This is a genomic window from Bacillus massiliigorillae (genome assembly GCF_000380245.2).
Taxonomy (GTDB): Bacteria; Bacillota; Bacilli; order Bacillales; family DSM-1321; genus Bacillus_AD; species Bacillus_AD massiliigorillae.
Window position 1 is genome coordinate 1,841,976 of record NZ_HG428741.1, and the last position, 18,895, is coordinate 1,860,870.

The 18,895-nt window shown below is 32.9% G+C and carries 15 protein-coding genes; 5 read left to right on the plus strand and 10 right to left on the minus strand.

The annotated features are described in order from the left end of the window. The first annotated feature begins 153 nt into the window (after positions 1-153). Together TX86_RS08480 and TX86_RS08485 are read left to right on the plus strand one after the other, a co-directional pair. A complete protein-coding gene (locus TX86_RS08480) occupies positions 154-1,911 on the plus strand; it encodes a thiamine pyrophosphate-requiring protein (protein ID WP_042348004.1) in 1,758 nt (585 codons plus the stop codon). Further along, positions 1,908-2,699, plus strand: a complete 792-nt coding sequence (locus TX86_RS08485; protein WP_042348006.1) for a cyclase family protein — start codon at positions 1,908-1,910, stop codon at positions 2,697-2,699. Before TX86_RS08480 ends, TX86_RS08485 begins: the two co-directional genes overlap by 4 nt. Positions 2,700-2,837: 138 nt before the next feature. Here the strand turns inward: TX86_RS08485 and TX86_RS08490 are convergent, their stop codons facing one another. The 5 genes from TX86_RS08490 to TX86_RS08510 form a co-directional block, all read right to left on the minus strand. Continuing rightward, complete coding sequence (locus tag TX86_RS08490; RefSeq protein WP_052343600.1) at positions 2,838-3,461, minus strand: Crp/Fnr family transcriptional regulator; 624 nt, start codon at positions 3,459-3,461, stop codon at positions 2,838-2,840. Positions 3,462-3,519: 58 nt separating this feature from the next. Continuing rightward, positions 3,520-4,122, minus strand: coding sequence for a Crp/Fnr family transcriptional regulator (locus TX86_RS08495; protein ID WP_042348008.1), 603 nt, complete (start codon positions 4,120-4,122; stop codon positions 3,520-3,522). A gap of 90 nt (positions 4,123-4,212) precedes the next feature. Next, the gene (locus TX86_RS08500; protein ID WP_042348011.1) at positions 4,213-4,980 is read right to left on the minus strand and encodes an IclR family transcriptional regulator; all 768 of its coding nucleotides are present in this window, start codon (positions 4,978-4,980) and stop codon (positions 4,213-4,215) included. A 381-nt stretch (positions 4,981-5,361) separates the two neighbouring features. Beyond that, a complete protein-coding gene (locus TX86_RS08505; protein WP_042348013.1) occupies positions 5,362-6,483 on the minus strand; it encodes an LLM class flavin-dependent oxidoreductase in 1,122 nt (373 codons plus the stop codon). Between the two features lie 271 nt (positions 6,484-6,754). Further along, positions 6,755-8,251, minus strand: coding sequence for an aldehyde dehydrogenase family protein (locus TX86_RS08510; RefSeq protein WP_042348014.1), 1,497 nt, complete (start codon positions 8,249-8,251; stop codon positions 6,755-6,757). Positions 8,252-8,936: 685 nt separating this feature from the next. Between TX86_RS08510 and TX86_RS08515 the strand changes: the two genes are divergently transcribed. Next, complete coding sequence (locus TX86_RS08515; RefSeq protein WP_042348016.1) at positions 8,937-10,361, plus strand: purine-cytosine permease family protein; 1,425 nt, start codon at positions 8,937-8,939, stop codon at positions 10,359-10,361. A gap of 268 nt (positions 10,362-10,629) precedes the next feature. On the opposite strand, the gene TX86_RS08520 is transcribed toward TX86_RS08515, so the two are convergent. From TX86_RS08520 to TX86_RS08540, 5 genes are all read right to left on the minus strand, one after another. After that, entirely contained in the window at positions 10,630-11,994 is a 1,365-nt protein-coding gene (locus tag TX86_RS08520; protein ID WP_042348019.1) for an Asp-tRNA(Asn)/Glu-tRNA(Gln) amidotransferase GatCAB subunit A, read from the minus strand. Between the two features lie 9 nt (positions 11,995-12,003). Beyond that, positions 12,004-12,912 carry a VOC family protein gene (locus TX86_RS08525; RefSeq protein WP_042348021.1) on the minus strand — a complete coding sequence of 303 codons (909 nt, stop codon included), beginning with the start codon at positions 12,910-12,912 and terminating at the stop codon, positions 12,004-12,006. A 492-nt stretch (positions 12,913-13,404) separates the two neighbouring features. Then, positions 13,405-13,731: a hypothetical protein gene (locus tag TX86_RS08530; protein ID WP_042348023.1), complete on the minus strand. Its 327-nt coding sequence runs from the start codon at positions 13,729-13,731 to the stop codon at positions 13,405-13,407. Positions 13,732-13,937: 206 nt separating this feature from the next. Continuing rightward, on the minus strand, positions 13,938-15,146 hold the full coding sequence (locus TX86_RS08535) for an ankyrin repeat domain-containing protein (RefSeq protein WP_042348025.1): 1,209 nt from the start codon (positions 15,144-15,146) through the stop codon (positions 13,938-13,940). Positions 15,147-15,498: 352 nt separating this feature from the next. Further along, positions 15,499-16,116 carry a GntR family transcriptional regulator gene (locus tag TX86_RS08540; RefSeq protein WP_042348027.1) on the minus strand — a complete coding sequence of 206 codons (618 nt, stop codon included), beginning with the start codon at positions 16,114-16,116 and terminating at the stop codon, positions 15,499-15,501. A gap of 388 nt (positions 16,117-16,504) precedes the next feature. Between TX86_RS08540 and garR the strand changes: the two genes are divergently transcribed. Then, positions 16,505-17,404, plus strand: coding sequence for a 2-hydroxy-3-oxopropionate reductase (gene garR / locus TX86_RS08545; RefSeq protein ID WP_042348028.1), 900 nt, complete (start codon positions 16,505-16,507; stop codon positions 17,402-17,404). Further along, positions 17,401-18,837 (plus strand): four-carbon acid sugar kinase family protein, encoded by a 1,437-nt coding sequence (locus TX86_RS08550; protein WP_042348029.1) that lies wholly within the window; start codon positions 17,401-17,403, stop codon positions 18,835-18,837. Before garR ends, TX86_RS08550 begins: the two co-directional genes overlap by 4 nt. Positions 18,838-18,895: the final 58 nt, after the last annotated feature.

An 18,895-nucleotide genomic window follows, 5' to 3' on the forward strand; every position in this document is an offset into this window, starting at 1 on the left:
TTATTTATATTAAGCATTTTCGTTAAAGAAATATATTTTATTAAGAATAATTTCAAAATAAAACATATATATGTTAATTTATTAACTTTCAAAGAGTAGATAACATTTTAAAATATATGTAAATAACAAAACAGAATCTGGGAGTGAGTGAAATTGTATACTACAAGTACAGCTTTTTTAGAAGCCTTACAAGAAGCGGGTGTTTCCTATATATTTGCGAATTTAGGAAGTGACCATCCATCCATTATTGAAAGTTTAGCTATTGCTAAACAGGAAAATAAGAAATTACCAACGTTGATTACGTGCCCTCATGAATTTGTAGCTTTAAGTGCTGCACATGGTTATGCTCAGGCAACAGGAGAACCACAAGCTGTGATTGTTCACGTTGAATGTGGTACACAAAACATGGGAGGAGCCATTCATAATGCAGCAAAAAGTAGAGTACCAGTTTTAATATTTGCAGGGTCATCCCCTTACACCCAAGAGAATGAATTAATTGGAGGAAGAAATGAATTCATTCATTGGATTCAAGATGTTTTTGATCAACGTGGTATCATGCGTGGTTATACGAAATATGACAATGAAATTAGAACAGGAGCAAATGTTAAACAACTTGTACATCGAGCGTTGCAAATTTCTAAGAGTGACCCTATGGGACCTGTCTATCTTATGGGACCAAGAGAGGCTATGGAAGAAAAAACAGAACCTGTTACTATCCGCAAGGAACTGTGGGAGCCTATTTCTCCGGCAGCTCTTCCTCCACAAAATATGAAAGAATTGACGAATGATTTATTAACGTCAAAAAAACCACTGATTGTCACTTCTTATTTAGGAAGAAATGCAAAAGCAGTTAATGAGCTTATTCGTTTAAGCGAATCTTTGGCGATTCCTGTTATTGAATCTATACCTCATCAAATGAATTTCCCATCAAGTCATCCAATGAACTGTGGCTCATACTGGAATGTAGATAAGCAAGTTGATTTACTTTCTGATGCTGATTTTATACTTGTACTAGATAGTGATGTTCCTTGGGTTCCAATGAAAAATAAGCCATCAGACAATGCAACCATTTACTATATGGATGTAGACCCATTAAAAGAGGAGATGCCACTTTGGTATATACCATCTAAGCATTTCTTTAAAGTGGATTCTTACACAGCTCTTCAACAAATCAATGATTACATTGAGGAAAAGTGTGTTATTAATCAAGATATGGTATCTACACGTTGGAAGCATTATTCCAACTATCATAACCGTCAAAAAAAAGAAAGACGTAATTTAGAAAAAGCTCTAAACAATCAGATAACACCAGAGTATCTTACTGCTTGTGTAAGAGAACTGGTGGATGAAAACACAATTGTTTTGAACGAAGGAATCACTAATTATGGAGTCATTTCCAATCATATTGAAGTGGATATTCCCGAATCTTACTATGGGAGTGGTGCTGGATCACTTGGATGGAATGGTGGTGCAGCAATAGGCATGAAATTGGCTCATCCAGACAAGACGGTTATTAACCTTACTGGTGATGGTTCATATTTATTTAGCATTCCTTCTACTGTTCATTGGATGGCTAAGAGGTATAATACACCATTTTTAACGGTCATTTATAACAATCAAGGCTGGAAAGCTCCTAAACATTCTACTTTAGGTGTTCATCCATATGGCATAGCCAATCAAAACCAAGATTTCCATGTAAGTTTTGATCCACCAGCAAAGCTAGCTGAGATTGCTTCCGCGGCAGGGGATGCCCACTCTATGATAGTAAAAAAACAGTCAGATTTAAAAAATGCATTAATAGAAGGTTTACGACAAGTTAAGGAAGGACGTTCAGCTGTAATAGATGTGTATATCCCTCACGTGTATTCAGATAAAAATGAAATCCCAACTGAAAAGGAGCTAATAAAATGATGGTTAAAACAGGTATTTTAGAGAAGCTATTAGGAAGCATTGTCGAAGAAAAAATAGAAGTTGTAGACATGTCACAAATTTTGAACGAAAGCACCCCTGTAATTCAATTACCAGAACCCATTACAAATACGGGTGGATTTAAGTTAAAACAACTATCAAAGTACAATGAAACGGGGCCAACTTTTTACTGGAATGATTTCGTTGCTGGAGAACATTGTGGAACACATTTTGATGCACCTGTTCACTGGATTAGTGGTAAAGGTTTAGATAGTGTTGACACTATACCTACGAAAAACATGATAGGTGAAGCAAATGTTATTGATATTAGAGAAAAAGTCCAGGAAAACCCAGATTATTGTTTAACGGTAGAAGATATTCAATCATTTGAAAAACAATATGGAAAGTTAAAGAAGCATTCTTGGGTATTGGTCCATACCGGATGGGCAAAGTACGTAGATGATTTAGAGAAGTTTTATAACATTGGAGAAGATGGTCTTTCACATACTCCTGGAGTTACAAAAGAAGCAACACTTTTTCTGGTGGAGCAACGAGATATTTTAGGAATAGGTGTAGAAACTGTTGGAACAGATGCAGGTATTGCAGATTCTTTTGACCCTCCTCTACCAGTTCATTATTATATGCTTGGAGCAAACAAATACGGACTCGCTCAACTAACAAACATAGATAAACTCCCTGCTAAAGGCTCCGTGCTTATTGTTAATCCGTTAAAAATAGAAAATGGTAGCGGGAGCCCCCTCAGAGTAATCGCATTAGTAGAGAAAGAATAATGAAGATCTTATCGTTTAATAGCTTGTATTAAAATAACTCACCAAGATGTATGGGAAAATACTTTTAAACAACATCTTGGAGAGTTATTAATATCACAAAATCATTACTGATGAACAGGCTAATGATTAGCTAATAATTTAACATTTTTCCCAAAGCGATTGAGGATCAATTATGAATATCTTTCGATTATTAATAGAAAGTATACCTTCTGATACCCATTGTTTTAATACTTTATAAATTGTTATTCTCGTTACACCAACGAAAAGGGAGAGTTCTTGTTGAGTTAAATTTATTTCTTGGCTTTTATATGAGTCCATTAAATAGAGTAGTGAATATGCAATCTGAGGATGGGTGTCGGTACTTGTGGCATTAATATTGTTTAAAAGTAGCTTTTCTTTTAATATCAGTGAGTGAACTAATAATGTAATAACTTCAGGATATTTTTGTGTCAATTCTTCAAAATCATTGTTCGTGAAATAATATAGAATACTGTCTACATGACTAATTGCTGTAGAATAATAAGGTAAATGATCGATGGTCTGTTCCCCTATTATGCGCCCCGGTCCTACTATATCTAATATTCTCGAATTCTCATCGTTTCTCTTCGATTTTATTTTAATTAATCCTTTTTTAACAAAATAGAATCCTGATCCTATATCACCTTGTTCAAATATTACTGTCTTCTCTTTAAAAAATAACCTTTTTCCGTATTCTAGATAATCTTCCCAAGATAGTAAGATATTATTTGTTAGCGCTTCCAAATATCATTCCCCCTGTGCCAATAGTATTTAACGAGCATAAATCAAGACATAATCATTGTTATAACAACATTTCCATTTCAGGTAGATTTAATATATCAATCTTTTGATTCCCTATTAAAATCAAACTTTTGTCAGACCATTTTTTCATTATTTTATATACAGTAATACGGGAAGTTCCAATATATTGAGCTAAGGAAATTTGTGTAATTGGAATGGAAGAGTGGTTGTATTTCTTGTGGAGTTGAACCAAAAAGTAAGCCATTTGCTTTTCATAAGGTGTATTTATCATTGTAACCGTTTTGGCCAGCATTCTTATTTTACCACTTAGTGACGTTAAAAAAATACTACGAGCTTCTGGATACTCTTGACAAATTCTTTTAAAGGTATCGTTTGAAAAATGATAGAGAACAGAATTAGCATTACACACTGCCGAAGTTGAATAAGCTTGTTCAAAAATTCCTTGTTCTCCTAATAAAGAGCCGTCTAATACATAATCAATTATTCTTTCTTTTCCCTCTTTAGAAAGTAGTCTTAGATTTATTTTTCCTTCTACTAAGTAGTAAAATCCTGTACCTTTTTCTCCTTGTAAAAATAAGTTTTCTTCACTAGATAAACACTTTTTATGACCGTATTCAAGATAAGCTTCCCACTTGTTTGCCACAGTATTTCCCACCTTCAATTAATATAGAAATTTTATAATTATGAACTGACAATTAAAAATTACTAAATAACTTAAAAGATGACTTAAAAATTAAGCTTTGCCAATGATACTATTTACTTCGATATACCCTAGTTCACGTGATATAGCTTTAGCTGTTTTCATAACACTTCGAATAATATGACCTCTATGAAGTCCTTTCATATAGCTTATCGGTCCTACTAAGTTAACGGAAGCAATCGTTTGTCCTGAATAAGACAATATTGGAGCGGCAATGGCATAAGTACTTGTATCATTTTCATTATTACTTATAGAGTAGCCCTGTCCACGAACTGTTGCTAATTCTCTTTTAAGTGTCGCAACATCCGTAATTGTATTGGGTCCTTGTCTAGAGAAGCCCTTTTCAATGGTTTTTTGTAGATAATTATCATTGTAAACAAGCAATGCCTTACCTGCACTCGTACAGTATGCAGGTTTTCTTGATCCCAAATATGTTGGTAGAGAATCGAAATCTTGCGAAGAAATCCTTAATACGTTAACTACATCTCCTATATCAAACATACTTATGTGTGCTGTTCCTCTAAATGTTTCTGTCAATTCCTTAACTAATGGCATTGCTTTATCATAAAAATCCTGTTGAAACATAACATTGTTGTTCCACTCAAGTATCTTCCAACTTAATCGATATTTCCTCTCTACATCTCTCATCAAAACACCCTCATTACAAAGGGTTGTGATTAAATGATGCGTAGTACTCTTACTCAATCCAAGCCTTTCCGCAATTTCTGCATTACCCAGCACAGGATTATCTTGTGTAAAGCTGCTTAAAATTTGACAAGCTCTCTTTACCGAAGAAATCATATAATTCCCCCTTCAATTTAAACTAAAAACGACAAGATATTAATCCGTATGCTAATAATTACAATTATGTAAATTTATATGAAAAATATAAAAATTACTGTAATTATAATAACAAAACAGTTCATTCTCAAGTATCAAGTTTAAAATAATGAAATTAATCATTATTTTATATATCTCTTAAGCAAAAAATCATTTTTTCATTCATTTATTTTATATGATTTCACTATATTAAATCCGCTTATCGAGCTAATTAAGGATTTTAAGTATGAGAACTCATTTGACTATAATACCTTTTACACCTTTACGCTTGTTATTCATTACAGGTAAACATCAAAAATGACAGGATTCTAAAAGATTCACTGTCATTTTTTATTCAATCATTTAGATTTCCTGTTTCAATAAACGTGGTAATCGAATTCCCATTCGTTCTAGTCTTGGTAGTACTTCTTGTGCGAAATATTCTAATTCACTCACATAATCTACGAAAGCTAATGTCATTCCAGAGAATCCTGCTTCATGAAATTTTCGTATTTCATTTGCAATTTCATCTGGAGTACCAATTAGTGGAATACTTCCATGTCCTGCTGCAAAACGGGATCGATACGTCCGCAACATTTCTTCAGTGAACGATTTAGCATGTAATTTTTGAAGACGCATTAAATTGTCTACCGCTTCCCAATCTGCGTTTTCTTCTGCATAATAATGAAGATAATCCAATGCCTCTTTTCGTGTTTGTCTACAAACGACATGGCTTATTGTAAACACGCCAACATTTCGTTGATATTTTTGTTTAGCTAAATTAGTTAAAGTTTTTACTATTTCCGCTCCGTCTTCAGGTCCCATAACGCTAGTAAGGACAAAGTTTGAGTTTCTTGTCGCAAAACCTCTGCCTTGACTTGAAGAACCAGCATTTAAAACAGGAATAGTTCCTCGATACGGTTTTGGCATACCTTCCACATGTTGCAACTTGTAAAACTTGCCATCATAATCGAATCTTTCTTGACTTATCCAAATTTTTGAAACAACATCCCACCATTCTTGAGCTAATGCGTAGCGATCATTATGATCAGAAGGTAAATCTATACCGAATGTTTCATACTCAGGTTGATTCCATCCTGCTACAATATTAATCCCAGCACGTCCATGCCCAATTTGATCTGCTGTTGCTAGTTGTTTTGCGACAACAACAGGATGCGTAAAGGCTGTATTTACAGTAGAAAAAACGTTTATACGTTTTGTAAGTGCAAGCAGACCACTAGCCCATGAAATAGGTTCCAATACACTTCCGTGAAAATCTGTTTCTCCTCCGTAACCAATCCAACGTGAAATAGGTAATAAAAAGTCTATGCCTACCTCATCAGCTAATTGAGCTAAACGTACATTGTCATCCCAGGTAGCTGGCCATCTTTCAGGAATTTTAGTAGCTGCGAATCCTCCGGAACAATTCGCAGAAAAAATGCCTAATTGAAAGTCTTTTTCTGAAATAATTTTTTCTATATTCATCTTTTAATCATCCCTTCGTAATCTGTATCAATTACAATTTAGATAAAGTAAAATTTTAATCGGTGGGGTTTTCACTCTTCCCTTATCAATTATTAGTTGAACCAATCGATTTCTTACTGGTGCTTGAACTCTAACTTACACGTCTACATGGTTATCACTGCCATGTTGAAGTAGGAGTCTTAGCACCAGTTTGAACGGGATAAACTTTATTTACTATTCCTCAACGCGAACTATCCATTGTTAGAATAAGAGATTTATATTGCTCTTCAATTTATTTAAATTGTCCTACCTGCGGAAGTTGGTACGCAACTGCGATTGTCTTAGACTGACTATATGCATCTAATGCTTCTTTATTATGTTCTCGACCAACTCCACTATTTTTGTATCCTCCGAATGGTGCACCTGATTGAAAGTTAAAGTATGAATTAATCCAAACACTTCCTGCTTCTAGCTTATTGGCGGTATCTAGCGCTTTTTCAAGATTCTCTGTCATTATTCCAGCAGCAAGTCCATAATCGACGGCATTTGCCATTTTAATTACTGCATCTATATCCTTCCAGCGTGTCACCGTTACTACCGGTCCAAAAATCTCCTCCTGTGCAATTCTCATAGAATTTTCTGCTTCAATTATGGTTGGCTCAATGAAATAACCATGTTCATGTCCCGGTACAGTAACACGATTTCCTCCATAAAGAATTTGTGCCCCTTCATTTTTAGCAATTTCAAAATAATTTAGTATTCGTTTTCCTTGCTTCTCATTAATGATAGAAGCCAAACGAGTAGAGCGATCAGTTGGAGGACCAATTTTAACTTGTTTTGCTCTTTCAATAAGTTTTTCTACAAATTCGTCATAGATGTCATCATGAATTAAAAGACGTGATCCAAGAACACAACTCTCACCATTAAAGAAAGTATAGCCAAGGGTTGCATTTTCAACTGCTCTATCGATATTTATATCAGGAAAAACAATGTGTGGTGATTTCCCTCCCAGCTCTAGCGTAACAGGAAGAATTCTTTCTCCTGCTGTTTTTCCTACTAAACGACCAACACCAACACTACCTGTAAAAGTAAGTTTATTAATATCTGGATGATCGATAAGCGCTTGACCTGCCTCATTTCCGTAACCTGGTACAATATTTACGACACCTTTTGGCAAAATATCGGCTAATAGTTTACCAAATTCCATTACTGATAGACATGCATCTTCTGCAGGCTTTAGAACAATGGTATTACCGGCTGCCAGTGCAGGAGCCATCTTAGCTGCTGTCATAATCATCGGTACATTCCAAGGAATAATCTGTGCACAAACGCCCAAGGGCTCTTTCTTCGTCATTAAATAACCATTTTGAGTTGGTCTAGAGGCACCTTCATAGTAATTCAAAATAGCAGATGCAAAATAGCGAAATTGGTAAATAGCGAGTTCATAATCTAAATCAAATTCATGAAGCGCTCTACCCGTATCCATACATTCAATTAGTTTCAACCGTTCTTGATTTGCTTCTAACGTATCCGCAATTTTATTCATTAGCGCTGATCGTTTTTCAATTGTTGTATTCGACCATTCTTGAAAAGCTGCTCTTGCTGCCTTAACTGCTAAATCAATATCCTCTTTACCGCCACGACCAATTTTTGAAAGAGCTGCCCCTGTTGCTGCATTAATCGAATTAATGTAACCATTCGTTGCTTCAACTAATTGTCCATTAATAAATGGACCATACTTTTCATCAAATTTAATTTCACTAGGGTTAAGTTGAGCCATCGTTCTCATCAAATATCTCCTCCAAATTCTTTAGTTAATAAATCTACTTTACAGATTCAGTTTCATCTTAATAGTGAGTTTTACCATTTAAAGAGGAAATACTTAAGTTATATCTATTAGCAATGTTTGATCATTCCTAATCAAATTGAGATCACTATCAAGATCATCTAACATGCCCTAAATTAGATATAGTATAAATAATTTTTTAATTTTTTCATGCTAACTATTTAACATATTTTCGTTTTACTTTTGTAAAGTATTCATACATTCAATGAAAATATTCTTAAACAAATAGATTCTGAGAATTTGTCTATTTATTTAAGAATATTTAATTTTGCAAAATTGATTTTTATAGGAAATGTTAATGAATTAACGTGAAAATAGAAGTTTAATCGATAAAATTCATATCATATTTATTTGAATATTATGTTTCATTATTCAAATGATATAAAACAACAAGAGCTTTTTTAAAATGAAGATAAGTAAAAAACACAGTATACAAGGAGGTGGAAATAGCCAAAAGTATATTGATTGGAGGTTATATATTGTAAATTCAATTTACAAGTAAGGTAGTAAAGTTATAGTCTTCAAAAATACATTATCATCTTATTTTGAAAGGCTAATTAGTACAAAGACAGCAATGAGGAGGCAAGTGAAAAAAGAATCAAAAAGTTCATAGAGGAGGAATATATTTATGGGGATTCAGGAGCCTGATTTTAATCTAAAAACTAAAATGGATGACCATGCATTAGAACAAGTACCAGAAAACGAAAGGAAATCTTGGATTCAACTATCAAATAATACTATGGGTATCTGCTCGACCATTCTTATTATGCTCTTTGGTGCCCTCGCAACCTTTACAGCTGGTTTGTGGTTCGGATTGTTAGCAGGTATTATTAGCCTCATCCTCGGAACTATTTTTGGATCGTTATTAGGTAATATTGCACAAAGAGAAGGATTGTCTAGCACTGTACTTACACGTTATTATGGTTTCGGAATTAAAGGTTCTGTCGTATCATCTTTAGTATTTTGCTTTATGATATTAGGGATGTTAGCCTTGGAAAACGCCTTACTTTATCACGGAGTTTTGTTCTTTTTCAAACTAAAACCTTCTATTCCTAATGCTATCCTTATTTATGGGATCTTCACCCTATGTTGGATTTTACTTTCTCTTTTTGGAATAAAAATCGTCTATCGAATGGCTTCTATAGCTATCTTTGGATTTTTAATTGTATTAGTATATATACTCGTCAATGCGATATTCTTTGGTGATAATTCAGTAGGGGATTTTCTTTCATTTGGTCCTCAATTCAGCGCTAAAGTAGGAACATCTGAATTTATAGCTGCCATTAATATCTTGATTGGTGCAACAGGTGCCTTAACCTTAGTTACAGCGGATTCTAGTCGATATGCTCGTACAAAAAAAGATGTCATATTAACAAGTTTATTTGGCAATTTAATGCAGAATATTGTGATACTACTCGCTGGAGGAATTGTTGCTTACGTAGGTATTGGATACGTTGTTGAATACTATATGACCAACGATGGAATGACATCTGCACAAGCTCACGCAATTGCATTCGACGATATGGCTTCATTCTTTATCATACTTGGAGGAATTGTCGGGTTTATATTAATGTTTTTGGCTAATGGAAAAGCTCAGGTCTTAAATACGTATAGTGGTTCTCTAGCACTAACCAATCTTTTTGCTGCAATTGGTTGGAAAGGAAATCGCGCAATTTTTGTTGTATTAGCTAATATCGTGGCATTAATTATGATTTATTTTAACATACTAAGCCTCGTTGAAAGCTGGTTAGACGCCCTTGGTGTATTAACAACAAGTATGGCCACCATTATAATTGTTGATTTCTATTTTGTTAAGAAACGAATCCCTTTAAACAATAACGAAAAAAGTATCGAAACCATCAACATAGCTGGTATTTTAACACTCATTTTATCCTCTATTCTTTCTCTATATCTAAGTTACGCAAAAATTTTTCCTATACCAGTTTTAGCTTCAATTGTTTTATCTATCATTCTCTATCCTTTGTTGAGACTATTCATATTTAAACGTAAATCAGTCATGAATCAGATTACTGATCAAGATATAAACAGTTAATTAAGTTTATAGGAAGAAAAAATAGAACCAAGATAATAACCTTAATCGAAAAGGGCTATTTACTCGGTTCTATTTGCTATTCATAAAAATTTCAACTTTTCATTTAATGATTAATTCTTCATTATAGATTTGTTATGAATTGTTATTATTTTTAAATCATTTGGTACTATTATTTTTCCTAAAAAAACTTGTTCAGATAGTTCCTAACATATTGATTTTAAATTTTCTCATTTAAAAGCACCTTATATTTATAGGATAATGAAAATAATTATTGTGGAGTGTTTTGTTCATACGAATAACCGAATTGATAGAGTAAAGATTCTTCACCATGCATTCCAATTAATTGGAATCCTATAGGAAGACCATTAGTTGACAAGCCACATGGTACAGATAAACTAGGATTACCAGTATAGTTAGTTGGAGAGGTGAGCCTTAATAGTGCATGTCTAACATGCTCTATATTATCACCTAGGACCAATTCCCTTTGATTAATATTTGTAGGGAGGATTGGAAGGGTGGGAGTTAATAATATATCAACTTCCTCAAATACATTATTATAACCATTGATTAATTGTTGTCTTTTTTGCTGTGCTGTAACGTACTCATATCCAAGGACATTCTTACTGGATTGTAACCGTTCATAAACTTCAGAATCGTAATCTATACCATGTTTTCTTATGTTCTCAGCATGTACTGCATAAGCCTCGGCTTGGATCGTAATTATCTGTGATTCAGAAATTTCTTCTATTCCACGAAGTTCTATTTCTTTAATAAATGCACCTTGTTCTTGGAATACCTTAATCACCTTATCTATCGCTGTTTTCACTTCTTTATCAATGTTATTAAAATAGTAAGATGGCAATCCAATCACTTTTCCAGCAATGCTCTGTCCAATTAAACGTGTATAGTTTTCTCTTGTTCTGTTAATTGAGTGAACATCTTTTGAATCATATCCAGCCAATAAATTAAGCATTATAGCATTATCTTTTACCGTTTTCGTCATAGGACCAGGATGATCTAGTGTATATGCAGTATTATATATGCCATATTTGCTGATTAAACCAAAGGTAGGTTTCATTCCCACAATTCCACATGCTGAAGCGGGTATTCTTATTGACCCCCCAGTATCTGTTCCTAATGCAGCAAAAGCCATATCTGCTGCAATTGCTGCAGCAGAACCACTACTTGAGCCTCCAGTAATTTTATTTGGGTTGTAAGGATTTCTACAAGGTCCAATAAAGGATCTATCTCCAGTTGGACCGTATGCGAATTCATGATTATTAGCTTTACCAATAATGATAGCGCCAGCGTCTATTAATTTATTAATGACTGTTGCATTATAAGAAGGAACAAAATTCTTATATAGCTTAGAACCCATAGTAGTTCGTATTCCTTGTGTAAATATGACATCTTTTATAGCGACCGGTATCCCATGAAATGGTCCTTTAACTATTCCTTTACTTATTTCTTTCTCTGCAAGGGTGGCAGCTTCTAGAGCTTCTTCTTCGCAAACAGTTATAAAAATATTGTAAATGGAATTTTTCTTCTCAATTGAATTTAAAGAATGTTTCACAATTTCTATAGGTGATATTTTCTTTTCAATCAATGCTTCAGATAATGATAATAGATTCATAGGAACTCCTTATTGAAATTTCTTTGCAGCATAATCCAATAATGTTTTTTCATACTTTGTACCCCACGCGGCATTATCATCCCAATATCTTGGCTTCATTGGAAAATCCTCATGCCATGGTCGTGGATCAAAATAACCTAATCCAGTAATTAATTGATCCATATCCATAAATAACTCAACTAAGTTACCATCTGGATCATGATGATAAGCTGCAATATTGTGACCTGCTGTATGTCTAGTCGGACCCCAGACAATCGGAATATTATTTTTCGCTAATATATCGAAACTTTGGTACTGATGACTGGCATCTCTTAATTCAAAAGCAATATGATATAAATTGGATTGGCCAACTAACTTACCAAGATTAGACACATTCAACACATGATGATCATTATTACACGTAAGGAAATTCGCTCGCTCATCAATACAATCAGTAAAATAGAAATTCAATACTTCTTGATAAAATTTAGCTGTCTTTATTGGATCCATAGAAGCTAAAGCTAAATGACCTAATTTGTTTGGGACTATTCCATTCTCTTTAAAGCGTGGAGCTGGTGTATCTATATTTGTATAAAGATGTAATACAAATCCATCAGGATCTTTAAATTCTAACATTTCTGATATACCTGGTTCTGCATCTGTTTTTAATTCAGCAGAAATCCCCTTAGCTTGTAATTGTTTTTTTACGTCGAGAATTGATACTTGACTATCTAATTGAAAGCCAATTCCAAATAAATTACTTTCATTAGAAGGAGTTAAAATAATATTATGATGATCAAGACCTGTACTAAAATATCTTTTACCATCATCTCCTTTTTCTACTAACGAAAGCCCCATTACATTAGAATAATATTCTTCCATCCCCTCAATATCTTTCACCAAAAGTTCAGCATAGCCAAGTTTACTAGGCTTAATCATATTTTTGTCCCCTTTCAATCTCGTTAATAAATAAAAATGAAGAATGTTAATATCTACATTCCAAAAATTACCAATCTAATAAAATCTAATACACCATTACCAAATTAAATCTCCTCCATTTTTAAGTTAATAATAAGAATTTTTAGAAGTAGTGAACGTAATTTTTCAGTAAAACTCTTCCTCTTGTTAATATTACTTTACACAACAAATCACATATTCTTATGCTAACTAATTAACATTTTCAAATATTTTGTACATCTAACAATTCATCAAACTTTTATAAAGTTAGGTTAGATACGTAGGATTATTATTTTCTTAAAATGTAGTATATAATTCAATGGTAATCGACGTTCTAAAGTTTTAAGAGGAATTATTCAAAATTGAGATTTATGAGGGTTTTGAGATTGTATGTAGTTATAATAATTGAGCCAAATAGTAGCAATTTAAGTCATTCATTTATAAATCAAAAAAAGCACCCCATTAGGTGCTTTTTTATTCTAAAACATATTCAATATAATTACCGAATCCTTTTTGAACTGGTAATTTTTTGTTTTTTAACTCGGACCAAATTTTTCGATCTAAATCATATGCGCCTTTTTTATGCAAATCATTAAGTTCTTTCTCACTAATATGGACATCATAATATTTTTCATTAAGTTTAATAGATAGTTGATAGTCGTTGAATTTCATAACAAATACTTCATATGAAGAATCCCACTCACGTAACTGAAGTTCAATAGTTGATGCAACATGCTGTAAAAAATCTTCTGCTCCTAAGTTCAGTGATAAATAATTTCTAGTCATCCCATTGATGTTCATGAACAATCTCTCCCTAAAAAACGTATTTTTCAATAATACTAAATGAGAATTCAACTATCTTAAACTTCATGATTTTTCATCCAAAACTTCTATTTATTAAGGTAAATATAACACTAGTCAGAATACTCTGTAAAGAAAGTTGACTTCAAAAACTATATTAAAATATAATTTCCTTTTACTTACCTAAAGTTTCTATAGATGCCGTATTACTCTTTATGTTGATATGCACACTTCTTACGAAAAGCGATTAATCTCTCAATATCATATTGCCATTCTGCAATACAATAATCATAGCGTTCAGTTCCATTTCTTTGTGATTTAAACCTACTTATAATACATGACAATTTGTCAATCACTTCTTGGATGGAATATTGTTTAAGTATTCGTTTCTCAAGTATTTGCCATCGATCAATACGGCTGATTTTAGTGGAATAGCCATTTTCACTCAGAAATGAAGTGTCGTTGTTATGGCTCCGTTGTGGTGAACTTTCAGAATTGCTCCTCATTGTAATATGTGGAATTCCTTCTTGATTATTATTCAAATAATCAGCCAATATTTCTGCTGCTGAATAAAAACCACGTTCTTTTGCTATTTCTAACGCATTCTTTCCTTCAACATTTTTGATATGAATATCTGCCCCAATACTTAAAAGGAATTGAATATAATTTAATAAATATTCTTCTCCGTGCATACTATAATTTTCAAAATAACAAGCATGCATTAAAGCTGTATACCCTTCAACATCTTGAAGGTTAACATCTGCTCCAGCTTGATATAATACTTTTGTTGTTTCATAAAAATCAGATTCCCCATTAAGCTCTACACCTAGTATCGCAAGCATGATTGGCGAATGTCCAAACTTATTCTGCATATTAACATCTAACCCTCTGAAAATGAGATATTGTAGGAGAATAGGATTACATCCCGAATATGCTGCATGATGTATATAAGAATCGTCATTTTGATCTTTATAAAAAATATCATCTGCGAACGTTAACAGATTAAATGCCACTTGTACATTATTCTGAGAGATAGCATCTTCTATTAAACTGCTATTCTGATTAAGTTGCGCACCAGAATTAATTAAAATTCTTACAGTCATGAAATCTCCACCAGATGCAGATTTTCCTAATGCTTTGTTTAGTTGATATGGTGTATAGGTAATTTCTCTTAATACTTTCATTAAGAATTCATTATTACCTTTTCTACTTAATAAATATAATAATTCCTCTTGTGTTTCTTCTGTACTATTTAAATGATAGTTTTCTTCAAATAAAAAACGAATGGTATCTTGTTTATTGTGCTTAACGGCTAATAATAAAGGATCGTCAGTTAAACAATATTTTTGATCATTTTCTAAGTTTAAGAGTAAATACTCGACATCATCCTCTTTAACTGCTTGTTTTATATCCATCCCTTTTTGCTCCTTTAATAAATAATCTTAATAATTACTATACATTATTTTGTGAATAATTTGCATACCTTTACCTTCCCAGTTTTATTCATTTATACAATTAACCTTATTCAATTTTTAAATAAGTACTTGCGATTGTTATATTATTAGAATAGATATTCACTTAAGTGCTGGTGTTTATTTACTATTGAAAATTCAGAACATTGTTTTAGAAGAAATATATATTTCTTTTATTCCTAGTTTAAATACGCAAAATGCCAAGTTTACATAATATGTTTATGTAAACTTGGCATTTTATTTATACTAAATTTACAAATGTCCGTGATCCAGCTTATAGTAAAGATAAAAATGATTAACTAATAGTATGAAGATAAAAATTCAGATCCGCTTCTAAATGTTTTTTCATAAGTGATTCTGCTTTTTGACCATCTCTAGCAAGAATCGCATTATAAATATCTTCATGCTCTTCTATTAATAAAGGTCGATTGTAAATCACAACAGTCTTTCTAAACAAGTAAATGATTGATTGCATACGATCAATTATATCAATCATGATTGGATTATTACTGGCTTTTACAATATCATTATGAAAACATTCGTTAGCAGCCATGATTTCATCTTTTGTACCTGTTTTTCCTAAGTTGATATATTCATACAATTTTTTAATTTCATCTTCTTTCAAATAAGTAGCCGCACAATTCGCTGCATATCCTTCTATGAGAATACGAACTTGAAACATATTACGTAAATCTTTCTCTGTAGGAATGACTACTCTTTTTTTAACGATTAATCCTTCCTGTTCTAACTTACGAATTGATTCCCTTACCGGAGTTCGACTAACGCCTAGTTCATTCGCTAATTTATCTTCTGTTATTTTGGTTCCCCCTGGAATTTCCCCATTAAGGATTTTTTCACGTAATATTTCATAACATTGTTGATACGATGGTTGAGTACGGTTGCTATTCTGCATAAGAATCACCTCAGTCTGCTTTCTACAAATTGATTTATGTACAATATAATGTTGCATTTGAATCATTAAACTGATTTCTATATATGTTTACGAATATCTGTGTATTAGTTTAAAAACAATACTTTACTTAAAAGTGCCGACAAAATAACTTAAATCCTTTTCTAAGCCCTACTTATATTACCAAATCCTTATCCAAAAAAACATAAAATGAACCAAATCTCAAAAAAATAGTATACACTTTTTCTAAATTTGTATACAAAAAATACATTATTGTATACAAATTAAAATAAATTGTATATAATAATCCCACAATTGAATTTTGTAAGCGTTAACACCAAATTTATTATGTAATGAATGAAATCAAATAACACATCAAGGGGGAAAAAACATGTCAAGAGATATTGGTTTTATTGGATTAGGAATTATGGGAAAACCAATGGCTTTAAATTTAATGAAAGCGGGCCATACACTAACGGTAAACGATCTCAATTTAGATGCTGTGAAAGCTCTACAAGATGCTGGTGCTAACTCAGCCCAATCAGCAAAAGAAGTTGCTGAACAAAGTGATGTAATCTTTACAATGTTACCAGCATCTAAGCATGTACAAGCAGTTGTACTAGGTGAAAACGGAATATTAGCAGGTGCTAAAGAAGGATCAATCATCGTAGATATGAGCTCTATTACACCTACTGTTTCTAAATCGCTAGCTGAAGAAGCTGCAAAAGTAGGTGTGGGTTTCTTAGACGCTCCTGTAAGTGGTGGAGAACCTAAAGCTATAGATGGGACATTAGCAATTATGGTTGGTGGAAAAGAGGATATTTTCGATTCTGTAAAACCTATTCTTCATGATATGGGAAAAGATGTAACATTAGTCGGTGACAATGGATGTGGAGTTACAGCTAAACTAGCTAATCAAATTATAGTAAACCTTAACATTGCGGCTATGTCGGAAGCGCTTGTTCTAGCTGCAAAAGCAGGAATAGATATTGAAAAAATGTATCAAGCAATTAGAGGTGGCCTCGCTGGTAGTGCAGTATTAGACGCCAAAGTTCCTTTAATTCTCGAAAGAAACTTTGCACCTGGTGGGACAATGGCAATCAATATGAAAGATATTACTAATGTGATGGATACAGCTCATGAAATTGGTGTCCCTCTCCCTTTATCTAGTAATCTTTTAGAAATATTTCATGCCTTAGAAGTAGACGGAAAAATCATGAATGACCATGGTGGCATTGTTCAATATTATGAAAAATTAGCAAATGTTGAAGTAAGAGGTGTAAATAAATGAGTTCAAATAGAATCGTAGCAAAGGATGCATTCAACAGCATCCCCGCTGTTAATCAAAAAATTGTTGATAAAATGATTACAAACGAATTAAAGCAGTTAAACAAAAAGATAATTGTACTGGATGATGATCCAACTGGCGTTCAAACAGTTCATGATATTTCTGTCTATACAGATTGGACACCAGAAAGCATTGAAAAAGGCTTTGCTGAAGAGAACTCAATGTTTTTTATTTTAACTAATTCTCGTGGATTTACTGCTGCTGAGACCGAAGCGGTACATAAAGAAATTGCAGAAAATGCAGTTCAAGCAGCAAAAAAATTCAATCAAGATTTTATTATCATTAGCCGTGGTGATTCAACTTTACGAGGTCACTATCCACTTGAAACAAAAGTATTGAAAGACACTATCGAATCTTTGACGAATATCACTTTTGATGGTGAAGTGATATTGCCATTCTTTAAAGAAGGCGGTCGCTATACTATCGGAAATACACATTATGTACAATATGATGAATTTTTGGTACCTGCAGGCGAAACAGAATTTGCGAAAGATCGTACATTTGGATATAGTAAATCACATTTAGGAGAATGGGCCGAAGAAAAATCAGAAGGTGAATATAAAACAGACCAAATGATTTATATTTCCATTGAAAGCCTTCGAAATATTGACATCGATCTAATTGAACAACAACTTTCACAAGCTAAAAACTTCAATAAAATTATTGTGAATGCTGTAGATTATGTGGATGTAAAGGTATTCGTAACTGCCTTAATTAAAGCAATTAATCATGGTAAACAATTCTTGTTTAGAAGTGCTGCCGCTCTTACCAAAGTAATCGGTGGAATTAGTGATAAGAGCTTATTAACGCGGGAAGATTTAATACACGAAGAATCAACTAATGGCGGTTTAATTATTATCGGTTCACACGTAAAGAAAACAACTGAGCAACTAAATGAATTAATGAAATCTGAAATTGTTCAGTTTATTGAATTTAACGTCCATTTAGTGTTACAACCTGAACTATTCCAAAAAGAGATTGATAGAATTGTCGAAGAAACAAACCATCTCATTCGTGAAGGAAAAAATGTTGCAGTCTACACAAAACGTGAAAGACTAGATCTTGGCGAAGGCAAAAAAGAAGAAGAATTAAAGCTTTCCGTACAAATCTCCGATGCTGTTACTAGCATTGTAACAAGCCTACAAGTGAAACCTAGTTTTATTATTGCTAAAGGTGGTATTACTTCAAGTGATATAGGAACAAAAGGTTTAATGGTACAAAGAGCTAATGTAGCTGGACAGATTAAACCGGGAATACCCGTTTGGACAATTGGAGATGAAAGCAAATTTCCTGGTATGGCCTACATCATCTTTCCTGGTAATGTCGGAACAATAACTGATTTAAAAGATGTAGTTGAAATGTTAAATAGAAAATAAACACTAACAACAAGAACATACGAACTTAAAAGTATATGCCTGACTTATTGCGCCATCT